Here is a 14,159-nt window from a genome sequence, read left to right on the forward strand (position 1 = left end):
TATCTGATAGTTTTTTACTTTTTATAATAGGTCAGGTATTTCTGAAAAAACTGTTCTTCCTCAACGGGCATTGCTGCTTTGTCTCCTATGTACTCATAGCTTCCATTTTCTCTTACATCAATCAATGAGTTTGCTGACAACGGAACAATGGCTGCTGAATCCGGATAAAACTTTCTATCCAGCATATCCGTCAATATTGAACAAATCTCGTCTTCAGATTCTGTCTTTAGAATCGTTTCAATTACCTGTTCATGCGCTACAGCGTTTAGTTCGTAAAAACCATTATGGAAGGTAACGCTCAGACCATCCACTGCATCACTTTTCAATGGAGCTAAAAATGCTTCCTGGTCTTCCTGGTCAAAATTGAGACTTACAAATAAATCAGTTTTTCTATATAAGTTGAGAATTTCCTCATTCTTCTCACATAATTCCTCAAATGCAAAATCAGGCATGATTTTTTTGCCAGTGCTGCTCACTTTTAGAAGTAACGCTTCATTTGAATTTGGCTTATTCTGTATGATATCAAACTGCTTCTGCGTATAGCCAAGATGATTTGCGTAGTTTACAATGCTCCAGTCCATTAGTTTAAAATCAAACACCCAGAATCCATTCATTGGGCCGCTGCTTGCCGTTCTGTATATAGCCGCCGATATCTCAGGCATCGGGCCGTTATTGTTTACCTTTGCAATAATCGTATAAGAATAGTCGCCATCAGAGCCGGTTATCGGAAGCGGCGGGATGTTTCCTCGACTGCACATTAAGAGATTTACTAATTTGGGGCTGCTGCCTAGCTTAAAGTCTACACTGCCAAGGCCAATAGTTTCTGTCATCTGGTCTATTGCTCTGGTCAGGGTCTGTTCCGTGATTTTATATATTTTTGATATAATCTCGCATTCATCCGATAATTTTAAGAATAAACTCATATCGATTTCACGTGCTTTTTTATGTACGGCCGAGATATCAATAGTTTCAATATTAGAATCATCTGTTGTGTAATTTTTCATCATTTTCAGCGCAGGATACCCCATCCGACGAAGAAATAATATTCTTTGTTTCGTAGTCGGGTGGGGAGGAATGCGCGGTTTTGTATTCCTCCTGCTTCCTCCTTTTAATTAAATGCTGATTTAAAATAACCGCCAGCATATCTGTATATTTTAACTTTTTTAATAGATGCAGATTTTTTATCAGGGAGTAGCATCATCCGTGTTCCATTACAGTGACATCCTGCAGTCTCGCGTTTTCTGTTTTCGTATATGACTATATCGTGAGGCTGAATTTTATAATGCTGTTTCCTAACAGTTCTTTTTCCAGCGGTCACTTTTTGTAACCGATACTGATGCAGATTTTCGGAATCCTTCTTATGATTACGATTGATTCTACCGTTAAATAATTCCTGACCACTTCGCTTCTTTCCGTCGCGGCTGTCAATATACTTTGCATCATAGAACTTCTCAAGACACCTATTATTTCTGCGTTTCTTCTTGTAAAGAACCGCTTTTATACGGTGCTTTGGATGAAACTGCCCCATTACAAAAGCATCATTAACGTGTGATTTGTCAATATCCAATGCCCTGCGCCATTCTTTCGTTTCAGCGCCATATGTAACATGAATATCAATATCTGGAAACAACGCTTTTACTTCGTTATATAGTTTCCATCGAATAGTAGTCATGTATGTTGCACCCTTAAATGATGCAATCTTTGGTTTCCAGTTATACAACTTACCGCCTTGCTTGTGATTTGCCGGTGTATGGCATTTATCACATACAGTGATGAGATTTGACATACGGTTTGTTCCGCCCTGGCTTCTGTATACAATATGATGTACATGAAGAATTGCACCGTCTTTTATTGTCCTTCCGCAGCACTGGCATGTATATCCATCACGCGAGAACACCGCTTCGCGGAGTGTTGTAATACCGTATCTCTCGCCATGCTGATAATCTACTCCTTGCGGTAATGACTTACCTTCTTCTCTGGCCTTCAAAACCTGAGTATCAAAGTTGCCCATTTCTAAGGTAATATCAGTAACTGGCATCACTTTACAGATACGTAAAATTGCCTGGATGTGGATACTTTTCTTATGCTCCAGAGATGGAGCAATCCACCTGTCATTACGTTTCCGGTTATTAAACCGTGGCTGGCGGTATCTCTTTCTGCTTCGTCTCTGTCTGCGGTACATCCTGCATGCATCATGCCTGGCTTTTTCGTCTGTTAATGTATCAATCTGTTCAGCCAGATATTCGTGCTTCTCTGATTTTATAGATATTCCAATATGTATATATCCGGTATCCACACAAAGCTCTATGGGCTGAACATCTCCAGATTCCCTTTCGGTAAGCTGTATGGTAAACGGATGGTAACTATACTTGATTGCTTTACCTGATTTGAGTAGCTTACGTGCTCTGCGTTCACTTGTTGGCATTAATCTTTCGCCTGTCTTACTAATTACTGCAACTGGCATAAGCTGCCCTCCTTTTATTCTTATATTTTCCCGGCAAGCCGGGATGGCTTACGCCTTCTGTATCAACTATTTCCAAACATCCGAAGATATTTAAAAGCAGCCCACACAGGCTCTCTATCCTTTCGGCCTCGGCAAACCGGCGCCTAATCAGAATCGGTTGTCCTCATCGCCAATGTTATCCGATAGTTTAGCGCATACTGCACTTCTCCTACCCTAAGAGATGTTTAACAGCATACCGCAGAGCGTGAGACTTGAGGAGCATCCCACGGTGCCTATTTTACCGGTAACGTAGTATTAAACTAGCCCGGAAGGCTTCGTTTAACACTGAGGCTAATCAATAAGACTGCAAGGCTTATGTGATAACGACGGGGGAACCCCGGCGCTATCAATAAGGCTTTACAGCCAACACCTTCCGTAAACTGTAACGGGGCTAAACAAAAGAGGGAATAAGAAAGATTTATTCTTTTACAAGCCCCGTCCGAGGTTTACCTCGGGCGCGGGTTATTGACCTAGCTTCCTCCGTATTTTTTTAGTAATATTTTTTTTGCTCTATCTACAGTATGCTGAATTTTTTTCTTTTTTTTGTCTCTAATATTTTTGTTCATATTGAGTACAGTTAAAAAACAAGAATGGTGATGTCAAATTTGTAAATGTTTAACTGTTTTTTTTGTAAACAAGCATACCTATGTGTGCTTTTTATATAGATTTACTTTTTTAAGAGCCTGTTCTAATGGCCTTGACATAAGCAATCTGTCGATTTGTACAAACGAAAGAAAGGAAAAAACATGAAGAACTTAATTTTTGGAAGCAAAGAGAACTTATCATTAGAAGAAAAATACGTTGAAGCGTTGGCGCTGATTGCTGGAGTATTGGCGGTTTTATTTCTGCCTACATCGTATATCATTCCAATCTTGCTGATTACCGTATGTGGTTTTAACGCCATCCGTGCAGGGTACACCTGGAAGCGTGCAGCCTGGGGCGTAGCGGCCTTTACGGTCCTGTCTCAGGCAGTCCCCGTGATTAATCTTTTAATGAAAATATGTCTGGTTGCCGCAGCCTTCTTTTTGGCACGAAAATACGATATTGACAACCCGCAGAATTAAGGAACAAATTAAGAGCCCTGAATCATTCAGGACTCTTTTTTTTGCGCTTTTTCCGCCGTTTCTTTTTTCTTTTTCGTTTCTTATTGCTTGAAATCTGTCTCCATACTATCAGGATAATCAGTAAAGTTATAAAGGCAATAGCCGCAATGATTATTGATTTAGTATACTCTTCCATCCATTGCGAATGGGTGTTACTTGTTTCTTCTTTGGCAACTATTTCTTTTTGTTCAGTGTACGGTATTCTTACGCCCCGGACGAGCAATCGATGCGTATTAACACCGTAAGGTGTGCAGGTTACAAGAGTACAGTAATCCTTTCCCTTTTCTATCGTAAGTTTTGACATTTCTTCCGGTAGTACAATAGATATGTCATCTACCTTATATGCCAGTCGCCTTCCTGCCACATGTATAAAAAACAAATCCCCCTCTTTTATAGCAGTCAAATCCGTGAATAGTTTTGCCCTGCTCAATCCTGAATGTCCTGTTAGGACTGAATGTGTGCTTTTACCTCCAATTGGCAGCGATGTTCCCTGCAAATGCCCTACGCCCTTTTCAAGAGTATCTGAGCTTGTTCCGTGATAAATAGGCAGCGATACGTCAATGCATGGTATTTTTATGATACCCATGACCCCGTCATCTGTCATATTGAGCTGGGATTCGTACTCCTGTTCATCTTCCTCTATGTTCTCTTCGTTGAAAGGGTCCTTGAGCTGGATTGCTCCATTTACCAAATCTTCGTTGTATTTTTTGGCATTTTCTATTGTTTTTTTATATTTCTCTTTATCTCCCGTTTGTACTTTCTCTTCTACGGTTTCAACGATTCCGTCTTTCTGATGCTCGTAGACAAAGTTTGCTATATATGGATATAGTATAAGGCCAAGAGAAATACATATAGTTAAGAAAATAAATATCATTTTGCGTATATCAAGCTTGTTTTTCTTGGTCTTTTTTGTAGAATGTTTCTTTTCTGTCATATCTGTCATATCTGTCATAGGCAAAAATCCCTTCACAATTTGATTGATAACTCGCCTGCTTTACAGGACTCGGTACCAGATTAAAAATGATAACTCAGGCTTACGCCTTCGTTACCAGAATAAATATAACCAAGCCTCGCAGAGGCTGACAAGCGAAGCCGTGATACCGCGAGCTATGCTCGCGTGTACCAGACGAGGGCGGGTTTCCCGCCCGTCGATAAGGCTGAGTGCAGTGCACGAACGGGGATTCAGACCCGCGTGCGAAGTTAAAACCGGAACGTTTGACCCGCGGACGACTTTTGGTCGGCCGGGAATTCCCCGTTCTCCGTTGAATGGCAGAAAGACCGGGCGGGCGCTTATAAGGCTCCCGCCCGGTCTTTCTTACCAGCTTAAAATACTGTTTATTTTTGTTTGCCAAAGCAAGCTCTCTCTTTTAAGCGTGGAGAAGCTGACATCTCACGAAAATTATTTTTCGTCATTATCGTGCTTTTTGGATTTCTTTGTTGCAACTGCGATTCCCGCGAATGCTACTGTACATCCTGCAACTGTAAATGCAATTGTACCTGCACCACCAGTCATAGGAAGTTTGAAGCCAGGTGTATTGGTTACTGCCATCTCTACTCTTGCATTTGTAGATGTGCCATCTGCCTTCATGTTAGTCTTGTTACCATCAACTGTTGCGGATGCTTTGTTGACATTTGTCTCAATAACATCTGTATGTCCTGCAGCCTGGTTCGCAGCCTTATCTTTTGTATCGTACAGCGTTGTGTTTGAAGGTACGAAATCATCTTTTGTAGAGTTAATCTTGATTGTGATTGGCTCTTTCAGGAGAGTATATCCTGGAGATGTCTCTAACTCTGTCATAACATACTCATCGGCCTCAAGTCCATTGATGATAAGTGTTCCATCCGCTGCTGGTGAAAACTGTGTACCGTTCGCCTCGTCGGTTTTCTTATTATCGCTTCCTGTTACATAGTAGATACCAGAACCAGGTGTCTTCTGGATGGCATTTACATAGTAGTCATCCGTCTTGTTGCGGAGTGAGAACTTAACTTTTGTTGCGTCTCCAGCCTGGGCATTTGCTCCTGATTTAAATGTTTTCTTCAGGTCAATTCCGTAAGTGTAAATTCTTGCTCTTGCCTTCAGAGTGTCAAAATCGGCCATGTTTGTTCTCTTCCACTCAAGAGTAACATTGTTTGTGTTACCTGAATCTCCAAGGATTGCGTTGTCGGAATTCAGAAGTTTTGCATCATAAGAAATTACCATATAGAGGTTGGAATACTCAGAATACTGAACACCTGCTTTCTGTTTATTGAGCGCCGCAAGTCCTTTTTCTGTCATTGAGAAGACAGCTGTGGAAGTTCCTTTAGCTGCGGCAGCAGTCGTGTAGTCCTGCTTGAAGTTTCCGGAAGCGGCATCCCATGTGAATACTGCATTTTCTTTATTGTTCGCTTTTGCATCAGCCTCGTTGTCGTAAAAATACATTGTTGCATTTTTCTGGTACTCTACGCCACAATCAATCTTATCGGTGAATGTATACTGTGTCAGATATGTTGCTTTACTTGTCATCTGTGGGAGCTTTGAGATGATGATATAGTTTGCAATCTCCTCCTCTGATACAGTTGTGGAATCAAGGTATTCCGGCTTGTTGTGGTCAACAGCATCATCCTGCTGGCGAACGAGTTTGTCAAGTGTAGGGATGTTTGTCTGGTTCTTCGGATATACATCAACATCGTAGAACCAGTGTGTTCCCTGCAGGTCTGTCATTGGCAGAGATACGAAGAACGGGTCAACAGTTGTATGTACGTTTGCCGGTACTTCTGTCTCTACGATTAAATAGAGTCCAAGTGGCAGGTTTGTTGCCTGGGATACTCCATCCTCATCAGTAAGCGGCATAGAAGTTGTTCCGTGCCCGCCTCTGATGTAATCTTCAAGTTTGTTTTTTGTCACTGTATTGTCTGCCAGAGCGGTCTTCAGGGCGTCGTTAATTTCATCGGATGTGTATTTATTATCATCCCTTGTTGTTGTCAGTCCCAGGATAGTCTGCAGTTCAGGCGGAATCACATACATTACCTGAATTTTTCCAGCTACAGTCTCTGTACAGATGTCTCCGACTTTCTGATAGCTAAACTGCACGCCTTTGATTTTGTAATCTTCCAGTTTTTTCTCCGCGTCAGCATCTTTTGTTCCATCTGTCTTAAATGCCTTTTCCGGATTATCTTTCGGAATAACACCGTCTGCCTGCGCTGCGGTAATATCATACTTATGGATAGTAAGGGTTGCCTTCTTTGATGTGTCAATAATATCTTCTGGTGCTGCAAACACGTTGATTGCTGGTGCAGCCACCATTGCTGCTGAGAGTGCAGCCATGCTTAATTTCTGGTAAATCTTATTCATATTGATTTTCTCCTTTTATTTTTGTTTTTAGATTGTTTATTTATGTTTCTTTTATGCCTCCTGCTTTTTTGCTTTTTGCTATGTTTTGATTTCGGCTTTCGCAGTAATACGATAAGTGCTGATGTCATTATAACTATAATTGGAAGCATGTATCTCAGTGTTTGTTCTAATGCAAGAAGGTCAAGTCCTTCTTGGTTTTGAACAATTGCTGGTGAGGATTCAGTTTGGTTTGTATGACTTACAGAGTTACTTGCGCTAGTAGCGTTTTTCTCTGCTGAATCCGTATCACCAATCTCCTCGCTTGTAGATGACGGGCTGCTTGACTTTGGGTTCATGACTCCATCAGTCTCCTTCCGTTTCTGTGTATCCACTCTTTCGCAGAAAACTACGTACCTGTAGGGTCCTCCTCCTAAAACGTACGGATGACATGATAACAAAGTAACCATATCTTTTCCTTTTTGAATCATAATGGAATCAACGTCATTTGGATTTATTACTTCAATATCCGCGCACTCGTAAACCAAGGTTTCCCACGGATTTGTTACGTAAACTCTTGAACCTTTTTTCATATTCTCTATATATTGAAAATATGCGCTGCCTTCCCATCCTCTATGTCCTGCTATCACGCAGTTTGTGTCAGTACCACCAATCGGCATGCTGGTATTTGACATTACGGCTGCACCTTTCTCAAGATTTTCGGTAGAAGCCCCTAGAAGCAGTGGAAGCCGTATTTTCATATCGGGTATCTCTATGTACCCGATTGCCGGATTATCAGAATCTATACCAAGTCCAGTCAAATCGAACGGTTGCTGTTCGTAACTCCACGCATCCGCTATATACTGTCCATTATCAATCAGGTCTTTGTTATAAGATTCCATTTTGTCGTATAGAGCCTGATAAGGTCTGGCTGTTTGAGCTGATTTATTTTTATCCCCGTTTGTCTGGCCGTTTTGTGCAGTCTCGTCGGTGCTTTTGTCCTGGCCTTCAGCCGGAGTAGCTGTCGCTGTTGTCACTTTTGCGTGTTCATCTTTTTTGTTGTCTGCTTTTTTAGTGGTTTTGGAATCATTTTCATGTGTTACGCTGCCTGATTCGTTAAGTCCCCTGTCGTATGTTTTATCAAATGTCTCTATGATTTGTTCTACTTCACGTTGAGTATTCCATTCCCTGAAGTTCGGGTATAGAAAAAAACCACATCCGCAAGCAACAAGGGCTCCCCCTATAAGGACTCTTGCTGTATTTTTCATTTAGTCTCCTTCCTTATATAGTGTTGCTTCATGACTCAAAGCAGTCATGATTGTGAATATACACGCTGTGATATTGTGTGTAAGGCGGTTTTTCTGTCTGACTTAAAGTCGGTTTTTTGTCTTACATATACAATATGACAAATAAAATAAAAAAAAGAAATTTTTTTGTTACGACTGTGTGAAGCCGCTATTTTTTTCTCTTCCTTTCGCCTCCATATTTAAAATGAAAAATAAAATTAAAATGGTACGCGTTTTGTGAAAACTTTTTAAACTTTTTTTATCGTTGGATACAGAGTTTTTCATCCGAACTTTTTTGTTTTGTTTTTTCATATTATAAAAGGCGATATTTGTATTGCCAGAAAAATCAGCGTAGAGTACAGAAAGGAGAAAAAAATGCATTTAAAAAAAATATTAAATCTGTGTCTGTTTGGCCTCACGACCGAACTTTCAATTGTTCCATTGGCATTCGCCAATGATGTATACGCAGAAGGCCCACTACCGACCGTTGTTGGCATCGTATCTCTTGACGACGGCAAGCGTCCAGATATTCCTAAGGGCTCCGGCTTTGCTGTCGTGAAATTAAAAATCCATGAAAGCAAAGATAAAAACAGCCCTGCAATTGGATATTACGAGAAAGGAGAGGCTGTAAACATCCTGGATGACGACGGAACATGGGCTCATACGGATAAGGGGTACGTCTGGGGCGGCTACTTGTCAAGCACTTACCAAACTCCCTTAAATTTACATAGCGATACAGAACTCTCATCCAGATATGTTGGATATACTTATGACATCATCAACCAAATGGAAGAAAAATACAAAAATATCCTAAAGAATTACAACATTACATTATGTGATAACCCAATTAAATCTTCCGGACTAGTACCAGATAATGGTAATGAAAATTCATTTATGAATGGTTTAACACACTATTATAGTGGGCCAGATGGACAGAAGCGGCTTATGTACATCAGAGACAGCCTGGATTCCATAAAAGGAGCAATGTATCATGAATTAGGGCATGCCATTGATATAGAAAATTTTGGTAATGACGGTTATGTGTCAGATGCAACAGAGGTCGAGCAGTCATATAATGCTGAAATGCCTGCTTTGAAAGAAAAATATTCTCTGGCTGACGCGAACACGGTAAATAAAATGGAATACTTTGCTGAAGCGTTCCGTCTTAACCACGAAGACCCGGAGGGCTTAAAAGCGACTGCTCCGATAATTTATGATTATATAAACCAGATTATTGCAAGAATTTAAAAAACCTTTTTTTGTTTTTTATCACATATTTTTTTCTGCATATTATAAGTGTTCAAATAAATACAATAATGAAAAGGAGAATCTATTATGAACAAAACAATTTTAATGGGAAGACTTACAAGAGACCCGGAGATTAGAACTGCAGCTGGAGGAAGCGGAACTACTATCGCAAGATTCACTCTCGCAGTGAACAGAAGATTTCGCCGTGACAGTGAAGAAAGTGCTGACTTTATCAACTGCGTAGCATTCGGCAAGACCGCCGAGTTTATTGAGAAATACATCACAAAAGGACGTCAGATTTGTGTCTGCGGCCGTATTCAGACCGGCTCCTATACAAATCAGGAGGGACGTACTATCTACACTACAGAGGTCGTTGTAGAAGAAGCAGATTTTGCTGACAGCCGTCCGAATGCTGATGTTCCGCAGAATCCTCAGCCAGCACAGCAGGCCGCACCGTCATCTGTCCAGAATCCAGTACCAGATACAGCAATGCCTGCACCGGAAGTGCCTGGCTTTGATGGAGATGAAGACATCCCATTCAATTAAATAAAGTTCAAGCAAAAAAAATGCACTCACGATTTGTGAGTGTATTTTTTTTGTGTCTTCTTCGGCATCTTACATGTCCTGCTTGTACCATTCACCAATTCAGGTTTAACTTATCGCAATCCTTACCCGGCCTTTTCTTGCCAGGGCAATAGTAATGCTGCACAACTCAGCCGTAGCACAGATTTTGTCGGCCAGCGTGATAATCCATGCTTCCTTATTCTTTGGAATTGGACCAAGCGGAAACATATGCGTTAATATGGCACTTCGTTCACGCTCTGAGACATGGAAGTATTCAATGCTGTTCTCTGCTGCCGCCTTTGGATGAAAAAAAGCCTGATGCTCACCTGTTGGTGGCTTTTCATGAAAATCGAACAAACAAAAATCATGCAATAAGCCTGCTCTCGCCGCCACCTTTTTGTTACAATGCCATTTCTTGGCTAGATACCATGACATATATGACACATTGATACTATGCATCAAACGGTTTGACCAATTGTGCTGACGGTACAGCCGCAGTTTTAAAAAATCTTCGTTTTGCAGGATATCAGAAACTAAATCCCGGTATTCCTGCGGGATATCTTCTGATAACTCAGTCTTGACGCCTTCGTTACCAGATTCCATTGATAACTCGCAGGCAAAGCCTGACTTGTTACCAGATTTCATCGACGGACGGGAAACCGCGGCCAAATTTGTTTGCCCGTCGGTCTGAAGGTAATTGGACGCGTGCGTGGGAGTCGAAAACCCCGTTCGCGTCTGGTGCAAGCGAGCGTAAGCTCGCTGCATCATTGATAACTCAGGCCTGACGTCTTCGTTACCAGATTCCATGGAAAGTTCAATCATATTTATATTTTTTATATTTTTACTCATTTTCGTTTTGCCTCCTGCCGGCATTTCCGGCCAAGACCAATATGCAGAAACTCTAAAAAAATGAACGCGAGTTGATAAAAAACACCTGAACAGCACTTACAGGCTTTCAGGTGTCTTTTTTCTCATTATTTCACCAGCGGGCACTTTCCGGCTTTGCAATAAAGATTTGTCATAAGCTCGCATTCCGCCGGACCTCCATCTACTGACGGTCTAAAATATGCGCATTCACAGTTAGCGGCTGTATCGTCAATATCCATAAGTTCTTCATTGATTTTTTTGATACGGCCCATTGCAGCATCGATTTCTGATTTTACACCAATGCTATTGAGGCCTACCATTTCACCTACCTTCATTATTTTTCCTCCTCTGTTTTTGTGTCTGTACTGTTATTATTTGAATCCTTTTTCTGTGTGTTGCCAGAATCGCCGGAATTGGACTTATTAGGGTCTTCACTGTCAGTGTCTGAGGATGATACGCTTACAGACGTGTCAGAATCATCGCTATTGGCAACAGTCGTTCCGGTGTTGCCATCGCTATCGCTGCTATCCTCTTCAGTCTCCATCCGCTGGAATACTTCGTTTTTATCCGTCTTAATGGAATTCCAGGCATCCTTGTTTATTGTAACTTTCTTTTTGTCCTTCCATTCATCCAGTTTGTCTTCATAAGCCTTATCCTTCCTGTCGCTGATGATATCGTCTTTTTTTGTCTCAGTGGCGGACTGGTCGTTCACGCTCTGCATATAAAGAATGATAGTGTTGCCTTTTGCGTCTTTATAACTGTCACACTCTCCGTCTTTCATTTTTGACACCTTTTTCAGCATTTCTTTTCCATACTCATCATACTCCGGGTCTGCTGTTGTGAATGTAACGCTCTGTGCTGTAAGCCCGGCATCGCTTGCTGCTGTACTGATGTCTGTACCTGCTTCAACTTTTTTGATAAGTGATTTGATTTTCTTTTCTTTCTTTTTTGCATCCTTCTTTTTGATTTCTACATAACTGAATGTTGACTGGCCGGCCTCGTCATCGCTGACTTTGGTATCCACGTCTGATTCAATCGCATTTTTTACTCTCGTTTCATAAGTCATCAGCTCAAGCACGTTCATCATTGTCTTTTTGCTTGCGTGCATTGCTTTCAGGTCATCTTTTGACATTTTTTCGATAAACTCATCAGCAACAGATTCACACTCTTTCTTGTCATCGTCGGTGAAGGTGATTTCATATTCTTTGCTGCCGTAAAGTTTATCCAGAAGCAGTGATTTCAGTGAATCAAGAGTATTTCCCTTAAACTGTTCTCCGTATGTTTTGTATTTTTTGCTGTCTTCATCCGTGTCTTCCAGAGACTGTGACCACATATCCACATCTACAGCAGATGAATTAAATCGCTGCAGCATGGACTGCATGTAACTATAAGTTTCTGCCTGCATCATACGTGTATATGTACAGGCTGTTGCGTAATCAATTTTATTATCCTTGTCAATAAACATGGCCGTATCTGTGTCTTTATAGTCCTTTGCCTTGTCTGTTCCGCATCCGATAAACGTTGAAGCGGCGATTGCTGTGGAGAGCAAGATAGCCATTACTTTCTTTTTCTGCATTTTTTAATTTCCTTTCTACCTTTTTTAGTTGACATTAACAAAATCTTTTGAAACATAGCCTTCAACTCCGTTTTTGTTTACCTTCAGCCAGCCGGCATGTGTAGAGTCGTCCTCTGTTACATTTAAAGTTTCTCCGGCCTGGTAATTGGCAACGGCCTGTGCTTTCTCGTCTGGTGTGCGGCGGATGTTTAAAGCCTCTTTGGCAATGTAGGAAGTTGGTGCTGTAGTAGTTTCTGCTGGCGCTGCCGCGGTTGTGTCAGCCCCTTCTGCTGCCTGGCTTGGTGTGGCTGCGGCCTCTGCCTGGCTCTTCGCTGCTTCATCTGCTGCCTTCTGCGTATCTGCAGCGGCTGTTGTTTCTGTCTTCTTCTTTTCTTTTTCGCTGTCAGTTTCATCGTCTTTTTCTTCTTTTTTATCTGAATCAGCGTCTTTTATATTTGCATCGGAGCTGTCTGTGTCAGTCGCGCTTGTACTTTTCGCATCCGTGCTGTCTGAAGCAGATGTAAGTCCGGCAATATAATTGGAAATACCATCTGTGTATACCTCACGGGATGGAATGACCGGGTCCGGCGTGAAGGAATCCACGATTGACCAGCTGGACCATCCTATCAACACCACTGCTGCAATCGTGATTCCTCCGATTTCAATCTTATCAATCAATGATAATTTTTCTTTTCTTCTTTTTCTCCTTGGTCTGTATAGTTTGTTGCTCATTTTTTTTACTCGTCCTTTCTATATATTTTTGTTATTGTGCGTGAGCCGTAGCACTACAGCCCGCTTTCTCCAGTCTCCAAATCTGGCCGGCCGATTATCCGCATCATGTCATCATGCATTGCCCTGACTATTGGCTCATTTAACGTCTGCCCTGCATTTTTAAACACCTCTTCCAGATTTCTGATGAATTCATCAGTTACAACCGATGGCATTTTTATATTTGCCATATTTACACTTCTGTTCTCACGGTAAATCTTCACGTGATATTTATGGGTATTGATTTCCTGCAGGATTTCTTTGTTGATTCGGCCTCTTTTCATATTATAAAACGCAAAGCCGGTGTCTTCCGCATCATTCAACGCTGAATGGGCCCTGCCGTTTGCTTCATGGTCTATGTAACATATTCTGCAGATATCTGATAGAGAGAAAGCGTAATGTAAAGACAGGGTCTTCGCAAATATTGGATATACATTGCTGATTCTTTTTATCGTATCCAGGACATCCGCATCTGAACCGTTGAGTTTAGCCGTTGAGCGCATTTCAAACGCATCGGCCGGTCCAAATGTATAAACCTTTGATATCTCGTGCTTATCAAGGAATTCTTTAAGATTTTTCATAGCCTGGTTGAATGGGATACCCTCTTTTGATAAAACATCCGGTTTTATTCCGGTTATCTTTTTGCATCTTTTCGTGAGCTTATGCCCTTTTTTTATCTTGCAATACTGTGTGAACCGGTCAACTGGCCTTCCGTTCTGAAAGATTACTGCGCCTATTTCTGTTATTTCCTGAAACCCATCATTCTGGTTGTTATAATCAGTAGCATTAAATTCTGTATCCAAAAAGCAGACCTTGAAGTCCGCCGGCTTATTTTTTGTATTTTTTAGCGGCATATTCCGCGTTATCTCCTTTCTGTTTTTTTTCGTCATATGTAATATGCTGAATATTTTTCATACATGAACGGTTTTTGCGGATTTTTTTAAAAAAAAGAAGCAGC

General features: G+C 41.2%; 13 protein-coding genes. 3 read left to right on the top strand and 10 right to left on the bottom strand.

Annotated elements, in window-relative coordinates:
• Positions 1–14: 14 nt before the first annotated feature.
• Complete coding sequence (locus tag DMI82_RS11675; RefSeq protein ID WP_146207154.1) at positions 15–1,007, bottom strand: hypothetical protein; 993 nt, start codon at positions 1,005–1,007, stop codon at positions 15–17.
• A gap of 101 nt (positions 1,008–1,108) precedes the next feature.
• The gene (iscB, locus tag DMI82_RS11680) at positions 1,109–2,464 is read right to left on the bottom strand and encodes an RNA-guided endonuclease IscB (RefSeq protein ID WP_110103400.1); all 1,356 of its coding nucleotides are present in this window, start codon (positions 2,462–2,464) and stop codon (positions 1,109–1,111) included.
• A gap of 785 nt (positions 2,465–3,249) precedes the next feature.
• On the opposite strand from iscB, the gene DMI82_RS11685 reads away from it, so the two are divergent.
• Positions 3,250–3,567, top strand: coding sequence for a hypothetical protein (locus DMI82_RS11685; protein ID WP_110103401.1), 318 nt, complete (start codon positions 3,250–3,252; stop codon positions 3,565–3,567).
• 22 nt (positions 3,568–3,589) lie between these two features.
• On the opposite strand, the gene DMI82_RS11690 is transcribed toward DMI82_RS11685, so the two are convergent.
• The 3 genes from DMI82_RS11690 to DMI82_RS11700 all read right to left on the bottom strand — a co-directional run bounded on the left by DMI82_RS11690 (position 3,590) and on the right by DMI82_RS11700 (position 8,181).
• The gene (locus tag DMI82_RS11690) at positions 3,590–4,558 is read right to left on the bottom strand and encodes a class C sortase (protein ID WP_110103402.1); all 969 of its coding nucleotides are present in this window, start codon (positions 4,556–4,558) and stop codon (positions 3,590–3,592) included.
• A gap of 447 nt (positions 4,559–5,005) precedes the next feature.
• On the bottom strand, positions 5,006–6,937 hold the full coding sequence (locus DMI82_RS11695; protein WP_110103403.1) for a SpaH/EbpB family LPXTG-anchored major pilin: 1,932 nt from the start codon (positions 6,935–6,937) through the stop codon (positions 5,006–5,008).
• Complete coding sequence (locus DMI82_RS11700; RefSeq protein ID WP_110103404.1) at positions 6,934–8,181, bottom strand: class C sortase; 1,248 nt, start codon at positions 8,179–8,181, stop codon at positions 6,934–6,936. The genes DMI82_RS11695 and DMI82_RS11700 overlap by 4 nt, the downstream gene beginning before the upstream one ends.
• A gap of 393 nt (positions 8,182–8,574) precedes the next feature.
• On the opposite strand from DMI82_RS11700, the gene DMI82_RS11710 reads away from it, so the two are divergent.
• The gene (locus DMI82_RS11710; RefSeq protein WP_110103406.1) at positions 8,575–9,447 is read left to right on the top strand and encodes an anthrax toxin lethal factor-related metalloendopeptidase; all 873 of its coding nucleotides are present in this window, start codon (positions 8,575–8,577) and stop codon (positions 9,445–9,447) included.
• Between the two features lie 87 nt (positions 9,448–9,534).
• Complete coding sequence (gene ssb, locus DMI82_RS11715) at positions 9,535–9,993, top strand: single-stranded DNA-binding protein (RefSeq protein WP_110103407.1); 459 nt, start codon at positions 9,535–9,537, stop codon at positions 9,991–9,993.
• Between the two features lie 105 nt (positions 9,994–10,098).
• Here ssb and DMI82_RS11720 read toward each other — a convergent pair whose 3' ends face one another.
• The 5 genes from DMI82_RS11720 to DMI82_RS11740 form a co-directional block, all read right to left on the bottom strand.
• The gene (locus DMI82_RS11720; RefSeq protein WP_242981832.1) at positions 10,099–10,860 is read right to left on the bottom strand and encodes an HD domain-containing protein; all 762 of its coding nucleotides are present in this window, start codon (positions 10,858–10,860) and stop codon (positions 10,099–10,101) included.
• A 125-nt stretch (positions 10,861–10,985) separates the two neighbouring features.
• Positions 10,986–11,213: a hypothetical protein gene (locus DMI82_RS11725; RefSeq protein WP_110103408.1), complete on the bottom strand. Its 228-nt coding sequence runs from the start codon at positions 11,211–11,213 to the stop codon at positions 10,986–10,988.
• On the bottom strand, positions 11,213–12,454 hold the full coding sequence (locus DMI82_RS11730) for a hypothetical protein (RefSeq protein ID WP_110103409.1): 1,242 nt from the start codon (positions 12,452–12,454) through the stop codon (positions 11,213–11,215). The genes DMI82_RS11725 and DMI82_RS11730 overlap by 1 nt, the downstream gene beginning before the upstream one ends.
• Before the next feature lie 24 nt (positions 12,455–12,478).
• Complete coding sequence (locus DMI82_RS11735) at positions 12,479–13,165, bottom strand: SH3 domain-containing protein (protein WP_110103410.1); 687 nt, start codon at positions 13,163–13,165, stop codon at positions 12,479–12,481.
• Between the two features lie 53 nt (positions 13,166–13,218).
• Positions 13,219–14,091 carry a 3'-5' exonuclease gene (locus tag DMI82_RS11740; RefSeq protein ID WP_110103411.1) on the bottom strand — a complete coding sequence of 291 codons (873 nt, stop codon included), beginning with the start codon at positions 14,089–14,091 and terminating at the stop codon, positions 13,219–13,221.
• Positions 14,092–14,159 lie beyond the last annotated feature (68 nt).

It is taken from the genome of Blautia sp. BCRC 81119 (genome assembly GCF_003184505.1).
Taxonomy (GTDB): domain Bacteria; phylum Bacillota; class Clostridia; order Lachnospirales; family Lachnospiraceae; genus Blautia_A; species Blautia_A fusiformis.

Bases quoted from the DNA above. Each gene is read 5' to 3' on its own strand.
- DMI82_RS11725 (WP_110103408.1), bottom strand. From the start codon at position 11,213: ATGAAGGTAGGTGAAATGGTAGGCCTCAATAGCATTGGTGTAAAATCA.
- DMI82_RS11690 (WP_110103402.1), bottom strand. From the start codon at position 4,558: ATGACAGATATGACAGATATGACAGAAAAGAAACATTCTACAAAAAAG.
- DMI82_RS11730 (WP_110103409.1), bottom strand. From the start codon at position 12,454: ATGCAGAAAAAGAAAGTAATGGCTATCTTGCTCTCCACAGCAATCGCC.
- DMI82_RS11695 (WP_110103403.1), bottom strand. From the start codon at position 6,937: ATGAATAAGATTTACCAGAAATTAAGCATGGCTGCACTCTCAGCAGCA.
- DMI82_RS11710 (WP_110103406.1), top strand. From the start codon at position 8,575: ATGCATTTAAAAAAAATATTAAATCTGTGTCTGTTTGGCCTCACGACC.
- DMI82_RS11720 (WP_242981832.1), bottom strand. From the start codon at position 10,860: ATGAGTAAAAATATAAAAAATATAAATATGATTGAACTTTCCATGGAA.
- DMI82_RS11700 (WP_110103404.1), bottom strand. From the start codon at position 8,181: ATGAAAAATACAGCAAGAGTCCTTATAGGGGGAGCCCTTGTTGCTTGC.
- DMI82_RS11675 (WP_146207154.1), bottom strand. From the start codon at position 1,007: ATGATGAAAAATTACACAACAGATGATTCTAATATTGAAACTATTGAT.
- DMI82_RS11685 (WP_110103401.1), top strand. From the start codon at position 3,250: ATGAAGAACTTAATTTTTGGAAGCAAAGAGAACTTATCATTAGAAGAA.
- DMI82_RS11740 (WP_110103411.1), bottom strand. From the start codon at position 14,091: ATGACGAAAAAAAACAGAAAGGAGATAACGCGGAATATGCCGCTAAAA.
- DMI82_RS11735 (WP_110103410.1), bottom strand. From the start codon at position 13,165: ATGAGCAACAAACTATACAGACCAAGGAGAAAAAGAAGAAAAGAAAAA.
- ssb (WP_110103407.1), top strand. From the start codon at position 9,535: ATGAACAAAACAATTTTAATGGGAAGACTTACAAGAGACCCGGAGATT.
- iscB (WP_110103400.1), bottom strand. From the start codon at position 2,464: ATGCCAGTTGCAGTAATTAGTAAGACAGGCGAAAGATTAATGCCAACA.